Source organism: Niastella sp. OAS944 (assembly GCA_024809215.1).
GTDB lineage: Bacteria > Bacteroidota > Bacteroidia > Chitinophagales > Chitinophagaceae > Niastella.
Genome location: JANUBW010000007.1, coordinates 366922 through 392267, shown reverse-complemented (window position 1 = coordinate 392267; position 25346 = coordinate 366922). Strand labels below are relative to the sequence as shown.

Below are 25346 nucleotides of genomic sequence, written 5' to 3'. Positions count from 1 at the left end.
GATTTCTTCGTTAAAAAGATAAGTTTACACCTATGTTGAAGTTCTTCTGATTTGACGGATAGTTACCGAAGTCGATACCGAAGTTCGTGTTATCGCGAAGGTTAGAAGTGGTTAATTCAGGATCCAGACCAGTGTATTTGGTCATAGTGAACAAATTGGCAGCCTGTATATACACTCTCAATCTTTCAATACCTACTTTTTTGATCCTTCCTGATGTAACATTATAACCTAATATCATTGACTTACAACGTAAGAAAGAACCATCTTCGAGGTAATACGAGCTGAACTGGGTAGTGGTGCTGAAGTTGGCGCCACGCTCGAGCCGGGGCACTTTGGCATTCAATTTTTGTGGTGTCCACGAATTGTTTGCTGCATCTTTACTTAAAGCGCCGTCAAATACTTGTGGGAAATCGGTCCAGTAACGAACATAATTGATAACATCATTTCCTACAGAAGCGTAGAAGAAAGCAGAGAAATCAAAACCTTTATAAGAAGCTTCGAGATTTAAACCGGTAGTGAATTTGGGGTTTGGATTACCAAAGAACACCCGGTCTTCGGGCTTGATAGTTCCATCACCGCTGGCATCCTGGAATTTCAGGCGGCCGGGAGCTGCTGCTTCCTGTTTAGCCGATTTGTTTACATCATCATCGCTTTGGAAAAGGCCTACCACGTTATAACCATAAAACGCACCCAATGCCTGGCCGGGTTGCAAACGTGAGAAGGCGCCAAAACGGCTTGAACCGGTACTTACCTGGTCGTAATACTTAATGCCATTCGGTAAGCTTTTCACCTTGTTTTTGTAAGAAGTAAAGGTTCCCGTAATATCGAACCTGAATTCGTCTATATTACCATGATAGGTAGCAGACATATCAACCCCGGTGTTCTCAATATTACCTGCATTTACAAATGCAGAAGTGGCGCCGCCTCCGGTTGCCGGAGCCAGGGGACGGAACAGCAATCCACTGATGGCTTTTTTATACCATTCAAATGAGAAGCTTAACCTGTTATCGAGCAATTGCGCATCGAAACCAACATTGGTTATAATGTCTTCTTCCCAGGTGGTTTCTTTGTTACCGTTCTGGCTGGCATAAATACCTAATGTAGCATTGTTGTTTGCGCCTTTAATATCGTAATAAGAATTAGCGGCTGTTGTACCATACAGATCATATGCATTGGTGGGATTGATATTACTGATAGAACCCAGCTTACCCCAGCCACCACGCAGCTTCAATTCATTTAACCAGCCTATGGTGCCAAAGAAGGCTTCGCGCGAAATACGCCAGCCGGCTGTTACACTCGGGAATACGCCCCAGCGTTGGCTTTTATCAAACACCGAAGAACCATCACGACGTAATGTACCGCTCAACAAATATCTGTCATCATAATTGTAATCAACCCGGCCAAACTGTGAATACAATGCACTTTCCATGGGCGTTGCCGGGTTATTGCCATCGATGCCTATACCATTATTGATACTCAGGTTGCCGGTTACCTGTCCGCTGGGCGGCCCAAACAGTAATGTCCACAAATTATTTTCTACAGTAAGATTGCCGGAATTTGTTAATGGATAGTTGTTACGTTGCCCAAAGAATCCGCGCTGGTAGTTTTGAATTGCTTCTGTACCAGCCAACACCTTCAGGTTATGTTTACCCCAGGTGTTGTTATAGGTAAGCGTATTGGTCCACGTCCAGCTGCTGTTGTACATGGTAAACTCAGTGAACGTGTTGTTGTTCTTGTTATTTTCCGCATTTTCATACGAGGTGTAAGAGAATACATTCCAGTAGTGGTTATCAAAAAAACCACCAAAGCTGGTGCGTGCCGTAATATGCTTTAACACATCTACCTCTGCAAACACATTACCCTGCACCTGCCAGTCGTTGTCTTTATTATTGGCAGTACGTTTTAAATTGGCCACGGGGTTTTGTGCATTACCTAAACCCTGTGAGCCTGTACCGGCAAAATTACCTTTAATGTCGTATACAGGAATGAGCGGGCTTTCGCGGTAACTATGCGAAATAGGGTTACCCTCGTTTTGGTTACCGTTTGTTAACCCCGGGTTTTGACGATAAAAAACATACGCATTCTCACCAATGCGAATCTTGTTGTTTATGTTAAACGTGGTGTTGATCCTCGCTGAATATCTTTTTAAGTAGGTTTCAATCAGCGTTCCCTGTTGATTGAAATAGTTCAGCGATAAAAAGAATGAGGACCTGTCGTTACCCGATGAAACCGCTACGTTCTGGCTGGTAATAACAGCAGGTTTAAAGATCTCATGAAACCAGTCGGTACCAGACTTGTTGGTCTTGGTGATCTGGTTTTCGTACAATGCATACTTCGACGGATCAACCCGCGGATCGCCCTCCATGGCTGCAGTGGGTGTAATGTAATCGGGTATCACCGGCGTTGTACCTGTACCCAATTGTTTGTGACCGGGGGTAATACCACTGTTGATATACCCCTGTTGAATGGCGTTGGCTGTTTCCTGGGTGTTGGCAATCCTGAACCCATCTTTCAATGGACGCTGGGTACCAACATAGCCATCATAATTAACCCGCACTCTACCGCTGCGGCCGCGTTTGGTAGTTACCACAATAACGCCATTGGAACCACGCACCCCATAAATAGCGGCGGCGCCGGCATCTTTCAGTACCTGAATAGACTCAATGTCGTTCACGTTCAGGTCGTGCATTGAACCCTGTGTACCGTCGATGATCACCAGCGGATCGGTTGAACCAACCGAGGTAATACCACGTACTCTGATGTTACTGTTGCTGCCAGGCATACCCGAAGAAACGATGGTAACACCAGCTGCCTGACCCTGTAACGCCTTTTCAGGTGTACCGGTAGGAATCTGGCGCATGTTGTCTACCTCTACTACAGCAACGGAACCCGTAATGTCTTTTTTCCGTTGAGCAGTGTAACCCGTAATTACCACTTCATTCAGGCTCGAAGTGGTGGTCTTCAATGAAACATTGAGTGTAAGATTTTCGCCAACAGGCATTTCCCTTGGTTCAAAACCAACGGAAGAAAATACTAACACTGCTGAAGAACCGGGAACAATGATGGAGAAGGAACCCGTTGGGTTGGTTTGTGTAGCAACATTTGACCCTTTCACAGATACAGTGGCCCCTGTGATGGGTTGATTGTTGCTGTCAGTGACCTTTCCGGTAATGGTTTTCTGCTGTTGCGCAAGAATCGTTGTGGCGGGTAATAGCAATAGAATGGCCAGCCACAACCTAACAGTTAGCTTTGAGGGCATAGTCGTTGTTTTTAATGAAACGTTTGGTTGTGAAATCGTTATTACTAAATTAAGCGAATAATCGTCTTTAGCTGAAATAAAAATCAACGTTTTTCAAATACCGTTAGTCCCATTAACTCACGTTATTTTTTTATATATCTTATCTGCTGTATATTAACCTGGTTTGAAAAAAGCACATAACGTAACGGATATCTGTAAACTTTTTATTATTTCAAAAAATGACGAACTAAATTAATTATTTAGAGGTGGGAGCCGGTTGTAAAAGCTGCAATTGGTTAAAATGTAGGTAGTAATGGGTAAATAATTGGAAGTACAAGCTCCAAGAACCAAGTACCAAATTCCAAATAATAAATGCCAAATTCCAAAATCCAAGTTCCAAAATAAATTCAAAGCATCAAATCCTTACATCCAGAAACCCCGGGGTTTCAAATTTGGAATTTCTTTGATTTCGGGGGTCTTAAATTTTAGATTTCATTTGGAACTTGGGGTTTGAAATTTGGAATTTCCAGGGCTTTGCCCTGGTTTCTTATATTTGCACACCTTTTGGAGGGTTCTGCCCTTCTTTCAGGAGCGCCAAAAAGGTGTCTTTTTCGCCGGCAAATGGCTGTAAATAAGACATTTTGGCTTTCCATGGGGCACTGGCAAAATAATTGTCAGGTATAGGTAACTAATAAAAGGCATAAAAACTCCGGTTCCGGGCCATCCTGGAAGCGGTTTTGACCGTCAATATTGCAGTTTTTGAACGTGTAAAAACAGTAAGCACTAGTTATGGCAGATAATGAAAAAAACACCGTGAACCGTGAAAACGGTACCAATGCTGGAATGGATATTAATACCGATGAAAGTATCAGTGGTACTTCTCATCTTAACGAACCGGTTGCTAATGAAGACGAAGTTGAAAAGCTGAAAGCCGAAATTGCAGAGCTGAAAGATAAATACCTGCGGCAGGTGGCTGAATTTGATAATTTCAGACGACGCACCGCCAAAGAAAGAATAGAGATGATACAAACCGCAGGTAAAGAAGTGATCACCTCTTTGCTGGATGTGCTTGATGATTGCGACAGGGCCGAAAAACAATTACAAAGCAGTGAAGACGGTCCTTTGAAAGAAGGCATTCAACTGGTATTTAACAAGCTGAAAAGTACCCTGCAAAGCAAAGGCGTAAAGCCAATGCAAACCATAGGTACCGATTTCAACCCCGATCAGCATGAAGCGATCACCGAAATACCAGCCCCTACAGAAGCGATGAAAGGCAAGGTTATCGATGAAGTGCAGAAAGGATATTACATGAACGACAAGATCATCAGGTTTGCCAAAGTGGTAGTAGGAAAATAATTTGCTAATGTGATAATTAGCTAATGTGATAATGCCGTAGCGCGGCCTTCAATACACATACTAATTAACACATTTTCGAATTATCGAATTGAATTATCACATTAGCACATTATCAAATTATCACATTAGTTTTATATGTCCACGAAACGAGATTACTACGAAATACTGGGGGTTCAAAAAGGTGCTTCGCAGGATGAGATCAAAAAGGCCTATCGTAAGGTAGCGATGCAATTTCACCCCGACCGTAACCCTGGTGATAAAGCAGCTGAAGAAAAATTCAAAGAAGCTGCTGAAGCATATGAAGTGTTGAGCGATGCCGACAAGCGGGCTCAATACGATCGCTTTGGTCATGCCGGCGTACAAGGCAATGGCCGTGGCTTTGGTGGCGGTAGCGGCAACATGGAAGATATCTTTAGCCAGTTTGGCGATATCTTCGGGGATGATATTTTCGGAAGCTTTTTTGGCGGTGGCGGCGGCAGAAGAGGTGGTCAACGGATGCGTGGCGTACGCGGCAGCAACCTGAGAATTAAAATAAAACTTACCTACGAGGAAATAGCCAAGGGCGTTACCAAACAGGTAAAAGTAAAAAAACATGTGCCCTGTAATACCTGTCATGGCAGCGGCGCTAAAGATAAAGGCAGCGTACAAACCTGTAGTACCTGCGGCGGTACCGGCCAGGTGCGTCGTGTTTCTAACACCTTCCTTGGCCAAATGCAAACAGTTAGCACCTGCCCCACATGTAATGGTGAAGGAACAACCATCACTGCTAAATGCGGTAGTTGTAAAGGTGAAGGACGTGTATATGGCGAAGAAACCGTTACCCTCGATATTCCGGCCGGCGTTCAGGAAGGCATGCAATTAAGCCTGGGCGGTAGGGGTAATGCTGGTGAACGTGGCGGCCCTCCCGGCGATCTTATTGTTTTAATTGAAGAAGAACAGCATAAAGAATTACATCGCGATGGATTGAATGTGGCGTACGAACTGCACATTACTTTCCCTGATGCCTGCTTTGGCACTTCGGTTGAAGTACCTACCATTGATGGACGCGCCAAGATAAAAATACCAGCCGGCACACAAAGCGGAAAAATATTCCGTCTGAAAGGCAAAGGTTTCCCTGGCGTTAACTCGTATGAAAAAGGCGATCAGCTGATCTATGTGAATGTATGGACACCGCAGAATTTATCGGCCGAAGAAAAATCACAACTGGAGAAAATGAACGGTTCGCCCAACTTCAAACCACAACCTGAAAAGAGCGATAAAAGCTTTTTTGATAAGGTGAGAGAAATGTTTAGTTAATTAGATAATATGCTGATGTGCTAATGGATTAAAATCTATTAGCACATTTTTTTAATAGCATATTAGCACATTACCACATTAGCTTATTTGTTTCTTAATAGCACAATACTTCCTGCCAGCATATCCTAACTTGTTTTCCTTTTCTTCCTCATCTTGCTATATATCTTCTTCGCCTTCTCAATATTAGTAATGAACTCCTGCTGAACAGCATCTTGCGGGTCGGCCGATTCAGCCGCAAGTTTTATTACTTCACTCCAACCATAAATACGGGCATATTTTGAATCCTTCAACAGCGCACCAAACATGGCCACGGATGAGGCAAACCGGTAGGTGGCGGGCAAAGTAGCAAATGGGGTTACGTTATAAGGCACCTTATAAGTAGTGAATCGTTGTAATGTATCATTAGGCAGTTCGTATCGCACATTCACTTTAGCCAGGTTGCCTTTATGGCCCGGCTGCCCATCAGCAAACACCGGGTCTATTTCAAAAAGCGCTATCACCGAATGGCCCGATCCTACTTCGCCCCCATCTAACTCACTCACCGAATCAACCAGCGCTTTCCATTTATTATCGAACCCAATGAGCCGGTAATTCTTTACCAGGTCGGCATTAAACTCAATATTCAAAAATGCATTATCGGCTACGCTGTACAGTGTTTGGGTGAGTTCTTTTACCAACACTTTCTCTGCTTCGCGTTCATTATCGAGGTACGCAAAATTGCCATTCCCCTTTTTAGCCAGCACCTCCAGCTTCGAGTCTTTATAATTACCCATGCCCACACCCAAACACGTTAAATAGATACCCGATTGCTGATGCAGGGTAATTAGCTTTTCCAACTCATCGTCGCTGGTTTGGCCCACATTAAAATCGCCATCCGTTGCCAGAATTACGCGGTTATTGCCGCCCTTTATGAACTGGCTTTTGGCTAGGTTATAAGCCATTCTGATACCCGATTCGCCAGGTGTTGAGCCACCGGGATACATTTCTTCTATCGACTTGCGGATCTTTTCTTTTTCTTTGCCCGATGTTGGCTGCAGCCATACACCTATCGTGCTGCCATACACTACAATTGAAATGGTATCCTTATCGCGCAGGTTATTTACCAGTAAAGTAAAAGCCGATTTCAGCAAAGGCAACCGGTTGGGCATATCCATTGAACCCGATACATCAACCAGGAACACCAGGTTGCTGGGTGGTATCTTTTCGGGGTCGAGCTTACGGGCCGAAACATGAAGGGCAAGCAGTTGGTTTGTTTTATTCCAGGGGCAGTCAGAAACATATGATTGAAATCCAAATACACTATCACGGGGAGGGGCAAGGTATTTTAAACTGAAATAGTTCAACAGTTCTTCGGTGCGCACCGCATCGGGCGGTACTGTGGTGTTCATATTCAAAAAACGACGCACATTACTGTACGATGCTTTATCGGTATTGATGGCAAACCCGGTTTCAGGATATTTATCGGCCTGTACAAAATCATTTTCCAGCAGGGAATTATAGGTTTCCGTTCCAACCGTCCAGTTACGCCGTTCGCCTGGTTTTAAGTTCCTGGTAAATGATAAAAGCCGGTTCTTTTGCAGGTTGGCCGACGTTAATAGTGTTTTTAATACAAGAGAATGATACCTGGCGGTTTCAAGCTTTATGGAGAGGGCCTGGTAGCCATCGAGGGAAATAGTGATGGAATCAATCAGCTGTTTGGTCATAATACCAAAGGAACCGCTGCTGCCTGAGGAATAAACATACCCTGTTGAATGAAGCAAAATGCGTGCATTCGACAATAAATTATGCTTTTCGTCCCTGATCTCACCACGCAGATAATACTGCGAATGGGCAGTCACTACAATCAGGAATGAGGTTAATATGGCAACAGCAGTTTTCAAGTATGTTGATGAAAGTTAACCATAATAGGTTAAACGGTCAACGTGTCAACTTTATTGACAGATTACCGTAATAACTTATAAACTAATCAACTCCTACTCTATCAACTTAAAAATCTCCGGAATATTTCGCCCTAAACCATCATAATCAAGGCCGTACCCAACAACAAATTTGTTAGGGATAGAAAATCCAAGGTAATCGATGGTAATGGGAAATACCGTTGCTTCGGGCTTGTGCAGCAGCGCTACAATCTTTAATGAGGCAGGTTGCTGGTGCTTTAACTGAGGTAAAAATTCACTGAGCGTTTTACCGGTATCAACAATATCTTCTACAATTACCACATCGCGGCCAAACAGGTCCATATCAAGACCAATAGCCGTTAATACATGTCCGGTTGATTTGGTGCCTTTGTAAGAAGCCAGTTTTATAAAACAGATCTCTGCATCTATGGCAAGCTCCTTAAACAGATCCGATGCAAACATGAATGAGCCATTCAAGATAGCGATGAACAAAGGCTTTTTGTCAGCATAGTCTTTATTCAGCTTACCGGCTATCTCTTTAATACGGCCGGCAATCATTGAGGCATTGAGGTATGGTTCAAACTGTTTGTCATGTACGCGAATTTCACCCATAAGCTAGTTTTTGTAAATAACCAGTTCCTGTCCCATCTTCAGGGCATCACCAGTCAGTTTATTCCACTCTTTGAGTTGTTCAACTGTAATACTATATTTTTTCGCAATACTATACAAAGTTTCTTTTTCCTGTACAATATGCAGGCTGGCAGTAACGGCCGATGAATTGGTTGTAGTGATTTGATCGATGGCTACAACCGGCGTTTTAGGCGCTTCGGTTATAACCACGTCTCTTGCCAGCTTAGGTCTTGCGGGCGCTTTTCCCTGCAGGTATAATTTTTCGCCGGGAGCAGGTTCACCCTGGTTCTGCAAATGATTATTACTTATAAGCGTTTCCAGGCGAATGCCTTCGCTTTGACTGATATCGTACAGGTTTTCGCCAATTCTTACTTCATGAAATTCATTCTCGCCCGATTTGCGTTTGCGTTGCAGGTAAATGAGCTGGTCGCGCGATAATACATCTTCATCATCCTGGGTAAGTTCATTGAAGTCGAGAAGATGCTTCAGCGATACATCATACTGCTTGGCAATACCCAGCATTGAAGCGCCGGCTTTTACGAATATTACTTTGGTCCTGTTGATCTGAAATTGTCCGATGGGATATTCAACAACCGGTTTTGCTGCAGGCGGCAGTTTTATTTCCTGAATAGCCACGCCATTAGTGATATTTACCGGTTTGCCGCCACCTACCAATACTTCATCATTAGGTGATAATTTACCCATGGCAATGAGCGTGTATTGTTGCAGGTTGTAATCTTCAATGTATTTGATGAGGATCTGCGGATATTTGGGATTGGTAGCATACCCGGCTTTTTTTAATCCATATGCCCACTGACTGTAATCGGTAGCGTCATAGCTGAACAGAAAGGCATAGCGGGTGCCGTTCTTTAAAAAATCGGAATGGTCTACATACGACTCTTCTGCTTTTTTATAACTTCTGAAACATTCGCCACGGGCATCGTCATCGTGATACACTTTCTCACCTTTCCATTCGGCCCGGCATTTAATACCAAAATGGTTATTCGATTTGGCGCACAGCTCACTTTTGCCGGCCATACTTTCATGAATACCCTGGGCCAGGGTTATAGAAGCAGGAATACCACTGCGCTGCATTTCGCGAATGGCAATTTCTTTATAGGCATTTATGTAATCAATAACGTCGCTGTTGCGCTGGGCCTGAAGGCCTGTCGCTGCGAAAATGGATATTACAACCAGTAAACGTTTAAACGGCATCCCTTTTATTTTTTTCTAATCATTAGTAATCCGTCCCTGACGGTCAGCAATACTTTCTCAACGCTGGCATCCTGTAAAACATATTCGTTAAACGCCTGGATGGCTTTGGCATTTTTGCCGGAAACCGGCTCTTGCAGCACCTGACCGTGAAAAAGCACATTATCAGCTATAATCAGACCGCCAGGCCGCACCATTGGCAATACCAACTGGTAATAATGGGTATAATTTACCTTATCTGCGTCAATAAATACAATATCCCAGGTTTCGTTTAACCCGGGGATAATGCTTAACGCGTCCCCTACATGCAAAATTATCTTTCCTGCGTCAATTGACCTATTGAAATTTGCCTGCGCTACAGAAGCATCCTGATCCCGCACCTCAATTGTATGTATTTTTCCATCTTTTAACAACCCCTTAGCAAGGCAAAGGGCGCTATAACCGGTAAAAGTTCCTATTTCAAGGATCCGCCGGGGCTGAACCAGGCAGCTGATCATTTCCAGGAACTTCCCCTGCACATGACCACTTAACATATGCGCATGGGCATGGGTAGCTGCTGTGGAAGCCGCAATCTCAGCCAAAAGAGCATCATCGGGTGAAGTGAAGTGGTTTGCGTATGCTTCTGCCAGTGGATTGACTATATCCAAAATGTTTAAATTTTGGCAAAAATAGGTTAACTGGTTGACGAGTTAACAGGTTAACGAGTTGACTAGGTAGTTGAAAAGTTGATGGCCTGGTGCTGTATTCCATTATCACATTAGCACATTATCTCATTATCACATTATTCTTGCTTAGCCCTCGGTCGGGAGTCAGAAATCCATTCACCTTCAAAAAATGGCCTCCCGACCTCAGACTAAACACTCCAGCTATCGTAAATATCTTTAGTGGTAATTGCTATCACTTACTCAGGGTGCTCGCAGATTGTATTAAGAACATCTTCTTCGTTTACTGTACAACGGTAATTGCGTTGGTAGCTATTAAACGGGCGAAATAAAGTTTTAGTTTATGAGCCGTTTATTTTTTTGATCCTATGAGTACATAGCTGGAATGAAAATTTTTCTGCAACACCATACAATAAGTGTGGCACACTTTCGAGGTGTGCCACACTTATTAATTAATATCTCTTTATCGTTATTGCGCCAGCTCTGCTTTTTTTGAGATACTTAGTAAACCAAGGTACGTTAGTAAGCCGTTTATGATAAGCAGCTCAATACCTATCTGGTAGCCGCCGAACCATTTTTCTGAGTTTTGACTCAGAAAATAACATATAACAGGTGCAGCCAAACAAATAAAAGTGATCATCAGGGTCGATGGCAATGCTCTTTTGCTGAGGATACCAAACGCGAAAAGCCCCAGCAACGGCCCGTAAGTATACCCGGCCAGCTTAAGTATTTTATCTATAATACTCCGGTCGCCTATGCGGTAAAATATCATAATACAGGCAAGAAATATAACCGTAAACGAGAGGTGAACCGTTAACCTGATCTTTTTCTGTTGCTTTTCATTCAGGTCATCGCGTCGTTTTAAACCCAGTATATCTATACAAAAAGAAGAGGTCAACGCGGTCAATGCACCATCGGCACTGGGAAATAAGGCACTAATAAGGGCAATGATAAATATGATAGATATGGCCTGGGGCATAAATTGTAAAGCCATGGTAGGAAACAGCTCATCGCCCATAATATTCTTATCGCCGCTCAACAATTGCATTTTTCCACCCGCAGCCTGCGCATATTCAGCCCCATGGTTCAATGCATATAGGTATAACAAACCACCCAGCAGCAGGAATAAAAAGTTAACACCGGCGCTTACCAGGTTAAAGGTTATCATATTCTTCTGCGAATCTTTTAAGGTCTTTACACTAATATTCTTCTGCATCATTTCCTGATCGAGGCCAAACATGGAAATGGTGATGAACATGCCTCCTATTATTTGTTTTAGAAAGAACCCGCCGCTTTTGGGATCGGTGTTAAAGATATTTGTATAGCCCTGGTCGGTCAATGTTCGCATGGCATCGCCTACCGACAGGTTCAGGTTATTTAAAATATAAACAACTGATACTACAAGCCCCACCAGCATTAAAGAAGTTTGCAATGTGTCGGTATATACAATGGTCTTAACCCCGCCTTCGAAAGTATACAGCAGGATCATTAATAAAATAATGAGGGCTGTTACAACAAATGGCACTCCAAAGCTTTTCAAAATAAATTCCTGCAGAACAAATATCACCAGGTACAAACGGGCTGTGGCGCCAACTGTACGGGAGATAATAAAGAACAACGCGCCTGTTTTATAAGCAATGGTGCCGAACCGCTTTTGCAGGTAATTGTAAATAGAAGTAAGGTTCATTTTATAATACAGCGGTAACAATACAAAGGCCACCACCAGGTAACCAAAAAAATAGCCGATCACTACCTGAAAGTATGCGAACCCATTATGTAAGCTGCCGGCGTAATCGCCCACCGTACCTGGCACCGAAACAAAGGTTACCCCACTCAGCGATGTGCCCACCATACCAAATGCCACCAGCATCCAGTTTGAGTTGCGGTTACCAATAAAAAACGAATCGTTGTTTGAATTACGGGAAGTGAAGTACGCAACAACCAGCAACAACACGAAATACCCGATCACAAAAGAGAATAACAGGGATGCAGACATAATTAACGTTGATTAAACGGTTCAATAAAGTCGGATAAGTTCAAAAGCCTAAAAGCCTGACCAGGAGATAGTTTGCGCTGTTCGTTATTACCCATTTGCCTTTTTAAACAGGCATAATGCACTAAACCTCAAAGCGCTCATCCATTCAAACCTAGGGTCTGAAGGTAACAAAATTGTGTTTTACTATTGCTGATAATCCATTTATCTTAGAGCCCAACGGACATTTTTTTAACAATATTTGTCCCTATTAAAAACAGCGAGCATGAAGATAGAATCGGTAGCAGTTTTTTGCGGTTCAAAGACCGGACGGAATCCTTTGTATATGAAGCATGCAACAGAACTCGGCAAGCTGATTGCCATGTTGAACCTGCGCATGGTATATGGTGGCGGTAATAAAGGTTTAATGGGCGCCATTGCCGATTCGGTGCTGGCCAATGGCGGCAAGGTAATGGGCGTAATTCCTAAAATATTAATAGAATGGGAAGCTCAGCATGAAGGGCTTACCGAACTGTTTGTTGTGCCAGATATGCATACGCGAAAAAAGATGATGTATGAAATGTGCGATGCGGCCATTGTAATGCCTGGCGGTTTTGGTACCCTCGACGAGTTGTTTGAAATGCTTACCTGGAATCAACTAAAGATCCACGACAAGAAAATATACATGTTAAATAGCGAAGGTTTCTATAATCACCTTCGGCTGCATATGCATCACATGAAAAAAGAAGATTTTCTTTATGAGGCGATAGAAGAAAGAATCATTTTTTGTGAAACGCCGGTAGAGATATTTAATAAGATCGGGTAACCTAATAGGCTAATTTGCTAATGTGCTAATATGCTAATCCTGTTTATTAATGATCTATTGAAGGATGTTAGCATATTGGCACATTAGTATATCAGCACATTATGCTTAGAATCCAATATTATAACCAAAGTTGAAAAATGCACGGCTGCCATAAGGGCTGCGCTCATTTTGCAACAGATCGTAATTAGCGCTTACGATAAAATATCCCCTGCCCGCCGGGATGGCAGCACCAACTCCGCCTATTAAAGAAGGAACTACTTTACTGTCGAGCGTATACTCAGCATCTGAGCTTAATGATTTTTGTTTACCCCAGGTATAATTCGCCTCTGGCTGTAATTGAAAAAAGATATATTCAATAGGATACACCCGGCCAAAGATATTCAACCCGGCTACGCCATATTGTTCTTTATAATCTAACCACTCGTACTTATTGCTGCTGTAAATAAAATTAATACCGGCGCCGGCAGCCAAATAACGATTGAAGCGGTAGCCTATCTGCGGCGATACATTTACAAGCGTTGACACATTCCCAAAGCCCAAACCAAAATTACCGCCAAAGAACAGTTTATTTTTATCAAAGCCCTTGCTCTCAGGTTCCTGCTCGTCCTGGGCAACAGCTACAACAGAAAACATGGCTAACAAACAGGTGGTCAGTAAATATTTTTTCATACGATCTTAAATTAATATGCAAATTAGCACATTGACGAAAATACAAGCAAGCGAACTTACTTGGTGTTAAGATGTTACTAATACCGGGGTAACTATTCAACTATTAATCAGTAAGATACGACATAGCAGTCTATGTGGATAAATACTGCTAATAATCAAACTGTTACATAATCAGCACTTAGCGAACGCCTTATAACTAAGCATTTATATATATTTTTTTCCTACGTGCTGGCGGGTATTGCAATTATTAGCTTTTGTTATTACTTTTATTGTGCCTATCCATTGAAGACCGAAGATTTACGAGCTTACCAACAACCACAAATCCCTGGAAAATCCCCCCAACTGGTTAACACTTATAGAAAGTTAATCTAACAATCCTGTAAAGCCGTTTTGTACCAATTTGTGATATCATTCCCAACAGCCAATGGTCTGTTCCGGAAGTAATATTCCAATGCCTGTGCGAACCGAACGCATCCTTGTGTCTTATCGGAAAACGATAAAATGTTTTCAGCACTTAATGTACGGAAATGAAGAGATGTATTCTGGCTATTGACGACAGTAAAGCGATCAGGTTTTTACTACATACGGTACTGGGAAAAGACTATCAGGTTGTTACTGCCCCCGATGCCTGTTCAGCCATGTTCTGGTTAGCAAAAAAGAACCTGCCCGACCTAATCATTGTAGACCCACAGTTACCCGATATGCAGGACTGGGAACTGATCGAAGAGTTTTCATCGAGCGCTATTTACCGCGATATACCCATGGTGGTATTGTCGTCGCTCGATAAAGATGTTATCGCTGCAAAATGTCTGAAATATGGAGTTTCAGATTTTTATAAGAAGCCATTTAATCCGCTTGAATTAAACGAAACAGTTCAAAAGATAATGAGCAGGGTTGTACCGGTTTCGAAGGTGAACTAAGGGAAAACCGGCTTTGCCGGAATTGATCAATTAAATTGTCTTCTATGGATTTAGCAATTCTACCTACGAAAAAGATCCTTGATACATACAAACGTTATAGTTTGCCTGTAGCGGAAAATGAGCCAACTGATATTACAAAGCTGCAGTTCTTTTATATAGGCATCCAGGCCCATAACTCAGCAAAACTTACAAACGCATTTGAGTTTGGCTATACCAGCATTTCAACCGGCGATGCATTATTTGCTCTAAAGCGTTTATTGAAAAAGCAGGATGCCATTACCATCCCCGATATGATCATTGCAGAAGCTACCCAGGGTACCGAACACCTGGTAGAACTTCATAAATTCATATATGCGCATAAAATAATGGCCGACGTTCCATTTATCGTTGAGGTAAGCGGACTGCCGCAAGAGGAACTGGAGCGCTTTAAAAGATATGAGTTTATCGATGATCTAATTGTACTGAATGAATTTTCGGCCAACAATCTGCAGCGCAAAGTGAGCTTCCTTAAGAAGATGAAACAAAAGCACCTGCAACAACCCGAAGCCTGCAAGGTAGAAACAGCTTTTCGCACCTACCCCACTGTTAGGGCATTGCTAAAAAGAGGGCTCGATGTAGCCATCTCCTCTACCCTGTTGCTAACACTTGGGCCTGTTATGCTGTTAATAGCGCTGGCGGTTAAATACAATACCGGCGGACCTGTATTGTTCACTACACTTCGCACCGGACGCGGTTACCGTATATTCAACTTGTATAAGTTCAACACGCTTATACAGGATGCTGCAAAAAAGAAGAATGGCGCACCGGTAAGTAAATTCGGAATGTTCCTGCGCAAAACCAGCCTCGATGAGCTGCCGCAATTGCTGAATGTTTGGCGGGGAGATCTGTCGCTGGTTGGTCATCGGGCATTGCCATTGTATGAGGCATCGAGATTAACCACTAATGCAAACGCCGATCATTTTCTGGCTGCAGCCGGTATTACCTGGCACACACAAAAGAACAGCCAAACGGTTATACCTGCTGAAGTACAGCTTGAACCCGGCGCCGATAAATCTGATTTGCTATATGATATTTGGCTAGGCAAACAAGCCCTTAGCCGTCATTCATAATACACAGCCTGATTTACAGTTATATTAAGCAAAGATCTCCCAGGGTGGGAGATCTTTTTTTGTTAAGGCATTATGTTACACCTTTGCTATTTACTTTTCGACACGCGTTTAATTACTTTATTAACGCCATCGGAAATTTCAAGAACATATATATCAGATGGTAAAGTTCCTAATGATAATCTCACATTCTTTGTACCGGCTGGGTATTTGGTTATTTTCTTCACCGCGCCGAATTTATCTAACAGTTTAACCTCTTTGATTTCTTTCAACCCTTTGCCCGCTTTAGCAGTTGAACTGTTACCAGATTCTTTCACAGTTAGGGTAACATCATTTATGGCAGGGTTAGGGTACAGGCTAATGCTGGCATCGCTGGCTTTTACCATTGCCATCCCACCACTACAACTTAGGTCCTTGTAAATGGTACCTGCAGAGGAACAAGAGTTCCATGCAACAACAGACAATACGCTTTCCCCGTTGTATCCAAAACCAGTAATATTCATACCTTGGCCCTGGTCTACCATAAAGCCATCCAGGTAATAGTAATAGGTAGCACCTGACACCCAGGGCGCCTCTACCTGAATCCAACCACTACAAGGATATCCACTGCCGCCCAAATGGTATTCAACCGAAATATTCTGTGAAGGCCACTCAAGCGGGACCAAAAATCCTATCGTCTTTTTTGTTTCTGGCCCCGAAACGCCATTTCCATAATTGGCCTTAACTCCAAGGTCAATAACCAAATTAGAAGATGTATTAAAATTGATAGTAGCAGAAGCATCGGTGGTAGTAAGCGTTTGTGTACCGCTGCCAGCAAATGTAGCTCCACTTATATCTGATCCATAGGATGGATGAATAGTATAAGTATAACTAACTGCCGCCGGTTGGGGATTAATTGCAAATGTTCCGGTAGGATTGCTATAGCAAACGTTTCCTCCATAAGGATCGGTAAAGCTAACTGGCGGGTAATTTCTGCTTACTGTCGGATTTATCAGTGTACACGCCTCCTGATATCCACAACCGGTTATAGTAATAACAGCTTTTACTACACCCCCACTATAATTATCGGTTAGGAAAGTGGCAGTCCCCCCATTGGTGCTAATTAATGACCAGCCACTAGGAAACTCCCAGTTTATGGTAAAAGAACCAGAATTCAACACGTAATAGTCATTGCCCGTATGTTTATTCAGTGTGTAAGTGACCGTTTGATTTCCCAGATCTACAACAGAAGGGCCACTTAATGTATAAGGATTCAACTTCGCTTCAAGAATCACTTCATTTGAAGCAGCAGGAGCAGAAAGTGTGCTGCCGTTTGCATACACCACCTTACAAACAACCCTGGCAGTTGGGGCGTTGAGCGGTATAGTTGTAGCTCCGTAGCCTCCGGTCGTACTGGTAGTTGAAGTATAAAAAACATTATTTATATACCAGTCAAATCGTGACACGGCATTAAAGCCGCTGGGAATTGAATAAGTTACCTGAAAGGGAATATTAGTGCACGGGTTAAGCATAACAATAGGCCCTTGAGTAGTTCCACTGGTGGAAACCGCTACTAGGTGTTCATTACTGGCATAAGCACTGGCCAAAAAGAATATGGCCATGAAAAAGAGTGTACATTTTTTCATACATAAATTTTAACGATAAATGGTAATTGTTAACGCTAATGAATGTACGACAAAACAGTATTAGCCATATAAAAACAAAGTCACAACCAGCTCATTAACAACATATTATGCATGATTATGCGAGATAGCTGTCTTTTTGTATGCTTAAAAATGAGGGCCGCCGACAGAAACCGGAAATAAGCGGGCATACAATATAGTTCGGGTATAGGCAAAAAAAATCTCCCGACCTAAGCCGGGAGATATATAATTGATCTAGCTGAAAGTATTCTTTTGAAGACTAGCCAACAACGGTAGCGCCTTCTACCAGCACGGTAGTTTTATCGTTCAGCACTTCTACAAAACCACCCTGAATTTCGTAAAAAGCGAGGTGATTGCTTTTATCTTTCAACACTTTTACTCTACCTGATTTCAGCGCACTTACCAGTGGAGCGTGTTTGTCAAGCACTTCAAACAAACCGGTTATACCTGGCAGTTGAACGCCAAACACCTCACCACTAAACAGCTTCTTTTCCGGAGTTAAAATCTCTAAATTCATAATGTGCTTATTTGATAATGTGCTAATGTGCCGGGTTTCGACTAGCTAATTAGCACATTAGCTAATTAGCTAATTGGTATTTTATCCTTGTGCCTGAGCCAACAGCTTTTTACCTTTTTCGATGGCATCATCAATGGTACCAACCAGGTTGAAAGCTGCTTCAGGATACTCATCTACTTCACCATCCATGATCATGTTAAAACCACGGATAGTTTCTTCGATGGGAACCAGTACTCCTTTCAAACCGGTAAACTGCTCAGCCACGTGGAAAGGTTGTGACAGGAAGCGTTGTACTTTACGGGCGCGGAATACAGTTTGTTTATCTTCTTCACTCAACTCATCCATACCGAGGATGGCGATGATATCCTGTAACTCTTTGTAACGTTGGAGGATCAATTTAACACGGTTAGCAGTGTTATAGTGAGCATCACCAACGATAGCTGCTGTAAGGATACGGCTGGTAGAATCCAACGGGTCAACCGCAGGATAGATACCTAAGTCAGCGATCTTACGGCTTAATACGGTAGTAGCATCCAGGTGGGCGAAGGTAGTAGCCGGAGCGGGGTCAGTTAAGTCATCCGCAGGTACGTAAACCGCCTGTACTGAAGTGATTGAACCGTTTTTAGTAGATGTGATACGCTCTTGCATGAGACCCATTTCTGTAGCCAGGGTTGGTTGGTAACCTACCGCTGAAGGCATACGACCCAATAACGCCGATACTTCAGAACCAGCCTGGGTGAAACGGAAGATATTATCTACGAAGAACAGGATGTCGCGGCCTTTACCTTGTCCGTCACCATCGCGGTAGTACTCAGCGATAGTTAAACCGCTCAGTGCCACACGGGCGCGGGCGCCTGGGGGCTCGTTCATCTGTCCGAATACGAAGGTAGCTTTTGAATCAGCCAGTTCTTTCATGTTCACTTTGCTCAGGTCCCAGCCACCTTTTTCCATGCTGTGGATGAACTCTTCACCGTATTTCATGATACCGGCTTCAATCATCTCACGCATCAGGTCATTACCTTCACGGGTTCTTTCACCCACACCGGCAAACACTGATAAACCAGAGTAAGCTTTCGCGATGTTATTAATAAGTTCCTGGATCAATACGGTTTTACCTACACCCGCACCACCAAACAAACCGATCTTACCACCTTTTGCATAAGGCTCAATAAGGTCAATTACTTTAATACCAGTGAACAATACTTCAGTAGCAGTGCTCAGGTTTTCAAAAGCAGGTGGCTTACTGTGAATGGGACGACCATTCGTTTTAGGTACAGCGGGTAATCCATCGATAGGATCGCCGGTTACATTGAACAAACGACCTTTGATAGCTTCGCCGGTTGGCATAGCAATCGCAGCACCGGTATCTGTTACAACCATTCCCCGTACCAGACCTTCGGTACCGTCCATGGCGATACAACGAACGCTGTCTTCACCCAGGTGTTGCTGTGCTTCCATTACCAGCACTTCACCATTTGGGCGCTTTAATTCAAGCGCATTGTAGATTTCGGGGAGCTTTCCTTCAAACTGCACGTCTACTACAGCACCGATGATCTGCTTGATCTTACCAACATTTGGCATATAATAGTTTGATTTAGCGTGAGCGTTTTAATTAGGGTTTTGATTTACAACGCTTTAACAGCGCTCTCAATCAAAATTTTTAATTTCGGCTGCAAAGGTAAGTGAACAGCGGAAATTTTTGCAATTTAATAGCAATAGATTTTTTCGAAACTACGGCCAGACGTGGCAAAAACCGGTTTTGAGGTATTGCATTCCAAATCCCGGTCACTGGTTTACGGACAACAGGCATAAGTTACACTTTTATATAATATAACCCGACATAGTATTATTAATATGTTTAAGGCAACAGGATGCTGGGAACCAATTTCTAATGCTTTTTCGTTTTATTTGTACTTTGAATATGGAGTACGCGGCATCCTTATATCCGAACATGCAATTAACTGAAGTTACCACACCTGTATTGGCCAAAGATTTCATCAGGGCCAATGTTGAATTAAACCGGTCGAACCCAAACTACATTCGTCCCCTCGATAAAGATGTAGAAGAAGTGTTCAGTGCCGAAAAGAATAAGACCTTCCGCTTTGGCGAATGTACACGTTGGGTATTATATAACTCCGAAGGAAACCTCATAGGCCGTATTGCCGCCTTTACCAATAAAAAATATAAGAACAAAGGCGATGAATTTCCCGTTGGCGGTATTGGTTTCTTCGACTGTATTAAAGATCAGTCAGCCGCCGATATGCTTTTCGATGTTGCCAAACACTGGCTTATACAACGCGGCGTTGAAGCCATGGATGGTCCTATTAATTTTGGAGAACGCGATCGCTGGTGGGGACTGGTAACCGAAGGCTTTCAGGAACCGCTGTACTGCATGAACTATAACCCGCCCTACTATCGCCAACTTTTTGAAACGTATGGGTTCCGCACTTTCTTTAACCAGATCTGCCTGGGCATTAATCCCAAGAAAAAGCTCAGCGATAAACTGCACGAACGGCATGCTGTTTATGCCACCAACCCCAGCTATAAATGTATTCGCATAGACAAGAACAGGCTGGAGAAGTTTGCCACCGACTTTGCCTATGTATATAATAAAGCCTGGGCGGGCCATGGCGGTTTAAAAGAATTGAAGAAAGACCAGGTGATGCTGATGTTCAAAAAAATGAAGCCCGTGATGGATGACCGTATCATTTGGTTCACCTATCATAATGAACAACCCATAGCCATGTTCATTAACCTGCCCGACCTTAACCAATGGTTCAAACACCTGAACGGGCAGTTCAGTCTTTTTCATAAACTGAAATTCCTGTGGATCAAAATGACCAAGCCCTGTAAAAAATGCACGGGTCTGGTATTTGGTATTGTACCCGAATTTCAGGGCAAGGGCCTAGATGCGTATATGATCGTTGAAAGTGGTAAAGTAATTCAATGGCAAACGCCCTATACCGAATATGAAATGCAGTGGATCGGCGATTTCAATCCTAAAATGCTGAATGTTGCCGCCAGCCTCGGCGATACCTTTCAAAGCCGCGTACTTACTACTTACAGATATTTATTTGATAGAACGCGGGAGTATAAGCGGCATCCGATGGTTAGCTAATGCTGAAGTAAGAGGTAAGAAGTATGAAGTAAGAATAGTCCGATAATTATAAACGGTTTACTTTACTCTTACTGCATACTTCGTACATCGTACATCCTACTTCCTACTTCCTACTTCCTTCTCCAAGCGCCCAGGCCACCGTTTCTTTTATCCCCTCCTCATACGAAGTTGGCGTGAACCCAAACGCTTTATTGAATTTTTCGGAACTGAACAGGTATGGATGTTCGTTCTGGTAGTTCATTTCTTTCAACTCTTTCATGGTGCGGTCGAACAGGCCTGCCATAGACAGCATCCAGTTAGGAATAACCGATACACCATCGGGCTTTTGCACAATAGCCGCAGCCTGTTTCACAAATTGCCGGCCGGTTATAAGGTCACTTGCCGTTGGCAGGTGCCATGTTTGCCCAAATGCATCGGTGCGGTTAGCCAACAGGTATAGTGCCTTTGCTGCATCCGGAACATAGGTAATAGAATGTGGCTGGTCGGCACTGCCAAGCCATTGACTTTTTTTCCCTTTCAACAGGTTTTGTATCACCAGCAGGTTAGGTACACTTGTTTTAAAACCAATTGGTCCGTAGAAGTCGGCGCTACGCGCTATCAGCGCTTGAAGGTTACCGCTTTTTGTTTCCTGTAATAATTGACTGGCAATACCGGCTCTTATTTCGCCTTTTGCACTGCATGGGTTAAAGGGCGTTTCTTCCGTCATCCAGCCATTTACTTTACCGTACATATATACGTTATCGAAAAAGATAAGTTTTGCGCCGGTTTCTTTGCAGGCATTTATCACATTGGTCATTATCACTGGCCACTGCGCCTTCCAAACTCGACTGTCGTAGGGCAGGCCTATTAATAAGTACACAACCGAAGATCCTTTTATCGCATTCAGCGTTTGCTTATAATCGGTTGCATCGGCAGCTACCGATTCAACACCTGCTATTTGTTTTGCGGTGCGCGATACCAACCGCACTTTTTCTTTATTGTTTAATAATATGGGTAATAACTGATCAGCAACTGCGCCTCCGGCGCCAAAGATTGTGTGAATGTTCATAGAATTAAGTTCCTTTATTATTGTTTATTTTTTGGTTTAAAGTAACAGGCTCCCTCCCCCTGCCCCTCCCCCGGAAGGGGGAGGGGTTTTCTTTTAACCTGGTTTATCGCTTGAAAAGCAATCTGCCAGCTATTACTCAGCCCGCCGCACAGAAATCCTTGTCAACCTGTTAACGTGTTAACTTGTCAACCTATCTTAGGCGCCAACAACTTATACAACACCGGCGTCACAATTCTCGTCAGCAAGGTACTACTAATAAGTCCCCCAATAATAACCAGGGCAAGTGGAGAGTACAATGGATTGTTCTCCATTACAAGTGGCAGCAATCCGCCGATAGCTGTTAAAGTGGTTAAAATGATGGGCACAAAGCGTGTTTCACCAGCTTCCTGTATTGCTTTATCGAGGCTCATGCCCTGTTTTCGCAGCTGATCGGTATAATCAACCAGCAAAATAGAATTTTTTACTTCAATCCCAATTAACGCTATTAACCCAATTACCGCAACAAACGAAAACGTATTACTAGTTGCCAGTAACATCAATACGGCGCCGATTATCCCAAGCGGAATTACTGAAAGTACGATAAGCGTTCCGCGGAAAGTTTTAAACTCTAATATCAGCGTCCCCAATATACCGAATATAGTTATCAGCACAATGGTGCCCAGGCCGCCAAAACTTTCCTGACTGGCCTCTACTTCACCGGCAGCTACATAACGACTGTTGGCAGGGAAATGCATGGTATCGAGTTGTTTTAAAATACCCTCAGTTAACTTACCGGTATTATAACCGCTTTGCACAAATGCCGTTGTTACCGTATATCTATCCTTTTCGTAGTGTTTTATTGTAACCGGCGACGTTTCAAAACGAATATCGGCCAGTTGGTTCAATGGAATAGAAGCGCCGGTTACACTGGTTACATATACTTTACTAAAGGCATCGAAGGTTTGGTGTTCTGTTCGCGGCATGGTAACCGTAATATTGTACTCGTCGCCATTCTCTTTTCTAAAAGTTCCAATGTTGAGGCCGGTAACCGACATGCGTATGGTGCGATCTATTTCATGAACAGGTACCCCTAATAAGCCCGCCTTTTCTTTATTTACTTTTACCCGAAGGTCTGTCTTCAGCGTAGTAAGCTCATTATTTACATAAATAGTGCCGGGTGTTTTCTTTAAAATATTCTCTACCCTAAAGGCCAAACTGCGCAAGGTATCGAGGTCTTCGCTAAACAACCTGATGGCTATGGGCGCTTCTACCGGCGGTCCCTGCTCAAAATCTTTTACTTCAATTTTTGCATTGGGATAGTTCCTGAATTTGGCACGTAACTGATCTATCAGCTTTATCTTTTCCCTGGGCGGCGTTTCTTTCAACTGCACAAACAACTGCGCATAATTGCTCACTTCGTTTTGTGGTATCACATTATAATATATACGCGGGTTACCACGGCCCACATTGGTAGCGTAGTTCTTCAGGTCGGGAATATTGCTGATCTCTTTCTCTACGTATTGCGCTACCTGGTTGGTGGCCTGCAAACTGGTACCCAATGGCGTTTCAATATTTATGAGGAACATAGGTTTTTCCGATGCGGGGAACACACTAAAACCCACTACCGGCACCAGGGCCACCGAACCCGCAAATATGGCCAGTGCTACCAGTAATGTAGTAACCGGACGGGCAATAGCAACATTCAACAACCGGCGATATGATCCGCCAATGAATTTCTTCAGTCCGCGTAAAAAGAAATTACCTTCCGGATTTTCATGGTTGCTTAAGATGCGGCTCGAAAGGAACGGAACAATAGTGAGCGATACAAACAGGGACGCCAGTACGGTTGTAACCACTGCAGCCGGTAAGCTCCGAATAAAATCACCCGCGCCTTCTGGCAAAAACATCAGTGGTAAAAAGGCAAATATCAGCGTGACCGTACAACCTATTACCGCCAGACCGATTTGTTTGGTGGCTTCCATGGCCGCCTCGCGCCGGCTATAGCCCATGCGTAAATAACGTTCTATATTTTCAACCACCACTATACTATCATCAACCAGCAGCCCTAACGCCACCACCATACCCACTATGCTCAGCTGGTTAATGGTTATTCCAAACATATCGAGCAGGAACAAGCCAATGGCAAGCGACAGGGGTATAGATACCATCACTACTATAGATGCGCGCAAACCCAATGGCAACAGGGTTAACAACACCAGAAAGATAGCAATAGCAAAGTCGCGGGTAAAACCACCCAGGCGGGTACGAACACTGTGCGCATTATCAAAGCTTTGTTCGTAAGCAATACTTTTAGGAAGCTCTTTTTTAAATTGCTCCAGTATGGGCTTCATTTCTTTTTCTACATCAAAAATGTTGGTGCCCATTTTACGGCTGGCAGTTACAAACACACCTCGTTTTCCATTTAACCTGCCTATATAAGTTTGCTCTTCATAATTAAAACTCACATCGGCCACATCTTTTACATATACCAGCTTTCCATTGGCATTGCTTACGATGGTATTTTTTATTTCATCGAGGTTCTTATAATTACCGCTGGTTTTAATATTAAACTTCTTCTCCCCCATTTCAATACTACCGCCGGGTATATTTACATTTTCGCTTTGAATGGCGCCCAGTACTTTGTTTAAAGGAATATTATACTGCGCCAGTTTTTCCAACTGCAGCGATACCCGTACCTGTTGTTGTGGAAAGGCCCAGTTATCAACGTTCTTTAAGGTCTTTACTTTCTCAAGCCGTTCTTTTAACTTTTTGCTCCATTCTTCCAGGTCTTTATAAGGGGTAGTTTCGCTCAGCAGCGCTATTTGTAAAATATTTACATCGGTAGGGCTGAACTTTAAAATATCTACATCCAATATATCCTGCGGCAATTCTGTTTTAAGCGCATCCATTTCGCGCACCACATCCTGGTACTTTTTATCGGGATCGCTTTCGTATTTAAACTCAATTCGCACTACAGCAAGGCCATCATCCATACGGCTTACAACGCGCTTAATATCGTCGAGCTCGTTCATTCTTTTTTCAATGGGGTCAACCACCAGTTCTTCCATATCTTTCGGACTGGTACCGGGGTATACCACCACCACACTAAACTGTGGCGCTGCAAAATCAGGGTCTTCACCCCGGGGCATGTTCAACAGCGAGTTAACCCCTATGGCTATCAGCATCACAAATACAATGAGTGTGAACTGATAATTTTTTACTGAGAAGTCAGTTATTTTCATAACAGCCTGGTTTG

The 25346-nt window shown here is 43.2% G+C and carries 18 protein-coding genes; 6 read left to right on the top strand and 12 right to left on the bottom strand.

The window, feature by feature from the left end:
• Positions 1–10 precede the first annotated feature (10 nt).
• Positions 11–3259, bottom strand: a complete 3249-nt coding sequence (locus tag GGD38_RS26015; protein ID WP_375296673.1) for a SusC/RagA family TonB-linked outer membrane protein — start codon at positions 3257–3259, stop codon at positions 11–13.
• A gap of 768 nt (positions 3260–4027) precedes the next feature.
• Here GGD38_RS26015 and GGD38_RS26010 point away from each other — a divergent pair.
• Positions 4028–4594, top strand: a complete 567-nt coding sequence (locus GGD38_RS26010; RefSeq protein WP_375296674.1) for a nucleotide exchange factor GrpE — start codon at positions 4028–4030, stop codon at positions 4592–4594.
• A 135-nt stretch (positions 4595–4729) separates the two neighbouring features.
• Positions 4730–5890 carry a molecular chaperone DnaJ gene (gene dnaJ / locus GGD38_RS26005; protein ID WP_375296675.1) on the top strand — a complete coding sequence of 387 codons (1161 nt, stop codon included), beginning with the start codon at positions 4730–4732 and terminating at the stop codon, positions 5888–5890.
• A 125-nt stretch (positions 5891–6015) separates the two neighbouring features.
• On the opposite strand, the gene GGD38_RS26000 is transcribed toward dnaJ, so the two are convergent.
• The 5 genes from GGD38_RS26000 to GGD38_RS25980 form a co-directional block, all read right to left on the bottom strand.
• Positions 6016–7770 (bottom strand): von Willebrand factor type A domain-containing protein, encoded by a 1755-nt coding sequence (locus GGD38_RS26000; protein WP_375296676.1) that lies wholly within the window; start codon positions 7768–7770, stop codon positions 6016–6018.
• Between the two features lie 93 nt (positions 7771–7863).
• Positions 7864–8400, bottom strand: coding sequence for a hypoxanthine phosphoribosyltransferase (gene hpt, locus GGD38_RS25995; protein ID WP_375296677.1), 537 nt, complete (start codon positions 8398–8400; stop codon positions 7864–7866).
• Positions 8401–8403: 3 nt separating this feature from the next.
• Entirely contained in the window at positions 8404–9633 is a 1230-nt protein-coding gene (locus GGD38_RS25990) for a glucosaminidase domain-containing protein (RefSeq protein WP_375296678.1), read from the bottom strand.
• 5 nt (positions 9634–9638) lie between these two features.
• Positions 9639–10277, bottom strand: a complete 639-nt coding sequence (locus GGD38_RS25985; protein ID WP_375296679.1) for an O-methyltransferase — start codon at positions 10275–10277, stop codon at positions 9639–9641.
• Positions 10278–10761: 484 nt separating this feature from the next.
• Entirely contained in the window at positions 10762–12288 is a 1527-nt protein-coding gene (locus tag GGD38_RS25980; RefSeq protein WP_375296680.1) for a sodium:solute symporter, read from the bottom strand.
• A 262-nt stretch (positions 12289–12550) separates the two neighbouring features.
• Here GGD38_RS25980 and GGD38_RS25975 point away from each other — a divergent pair, with 262 nt between their 5' ends.
• The gene (locus GGD38_RS25975; protein WP_375296681.1) at positions 12551–13090 is read left to right on the top strand and encodes a TIGR00730 family Rossman fold protein; all 540 of its coding nucleotides are present in this window, start codon (positions 12551–12553) and stop codon (positions 13088–13090) included.
• A gap of 105 nt (positions 13091–13195) precedes the next feature.
• On the opposite strand, the gene GGD38_RS25970 is transcribed toward GGD38_RS25975, so the two are convergent.
• A complete protein-coding gene (locus tag GGD38_RS25970; protein WP_375296682.1) occupies positions 13196–13759 on the bottom strand; it encodes a hypothetical protein in 564 nt (187 codons plus the stop codon).
• A 527-nt stretch (positions 13760–14286) separates the two neighbouring features.
• Between GGD38_RS25970 and GGD38_RS25965 the strand changes: the two genes are divergently transcribed.
• Both GGD38_RS25965 and GGD38_RS25960 read left to right on the top strand, forming a co-directional pair.
• Entirely contained in the window at positions 14287–14679 is a 393-nt protein-coding gene (locus GGD38_RS25965; RefSeq protein ID WP_375296683.1) for a response regulator, read from the top strand.
• Positions 14680–14723: 44 nt separating this feature from the next.
• On the top strand, positions 14724–15788 hold the full coding sequence (locus GGD38_RS25960) for a sugar transferase (protein ID WP_375296684.1): 1065 nt from the start codon (positions 14724–14726) through the stop codon (positions 15786–15788).
• A gap of 86 nt (positions 15789–15874) precedes the next feature.
• On the opposite strand, the gene GGD38_RS25955 is transcribed toward GGD38_RS25960, so the two are convergent.
• The 3 genes from GGD38_RS25955 to atpD all read right to left on the bottom strand — a co-directional run bounded on the left by GGD38_RS25955 (position 15875) and on the right by atpD (position 19526).
• A complete protein-coding gene (locus GGD38_RS25955) occupies positions 15875–17410 on the bottom strand; it encodes a T9SS type A sorting domain-containing protein (protein WP_375296685.1) in 1536 nt (511 codons plus the stop codon).
• A gap of 277 nt (positions 17411–17687) precedes the next feature.
• Positions 17688–17945, bottom strand: a complete 258-nt coding sequence (gene atpC, locus GGD38_RS25950; protein WP_375296686.1) for an ATP synthase F1 subunit epsilon — start codon at positions 17943–17945, stop codon at positions 17688–17690.
• A gap of 81 nt (positions 17946–18026) precedes the next feature.
• On the bottom strand, positions 18027–19526 hold the full coding sequence (atpD, locus tag GGD38_RS25945) for a F0F1 ATP synthase subunit beta (RefSeq protein WP_375296687.1): 1500 nt from the start codon (positions 19524–19526) through the stop codon (positions 18027–18029).
• A 370-nt stretch (positions 19527–19896) separates the two neighbouring features.
• Here atpD and GGD38_RS25940 point away from each other — a divergent pair, with 370 nt between their 5' ends.
• Complete coding sequence (locus tag GGD38_RS25940) at positions 19897–21063, top strand: hypothetical protein (protein WP_375296688.1); 1167 nt, start codon at positions 19897–19899, stop codon at positions 21061–21063.
• A gap of 103 nt (positions 21064–21166) precedes the next feature.
• On the opposite strand, the gene GGD38_RS25935 is transcribed toward GGD38_RS25940, so the two are convergent.
• On the bottom strand, positions 21167–22111 hold the full coding sequence (locus GGD38_RS25935) for an NAD-dependent epimerase/dehydratase family protein (protein WP_375296689.1): 945 nt from the start codon (positions 22109–22111) through the stop codon (positions 21167–21169).
• Between the two features lie 185 nt (positions 22112–22296).
• Positions 22297–25332 (bottom strand): efflux RND transporter permease subunit, encoded by a 3036-nt coding sequence (locus GGD38_RS25930; RefSeq protein WP_375296690.1) that lies wholly within the window; start codon positions 25330–25332, stop codon positions 22297–22299.
• Positions 25333–25346 lie beyond the last annotated feature (14 nt).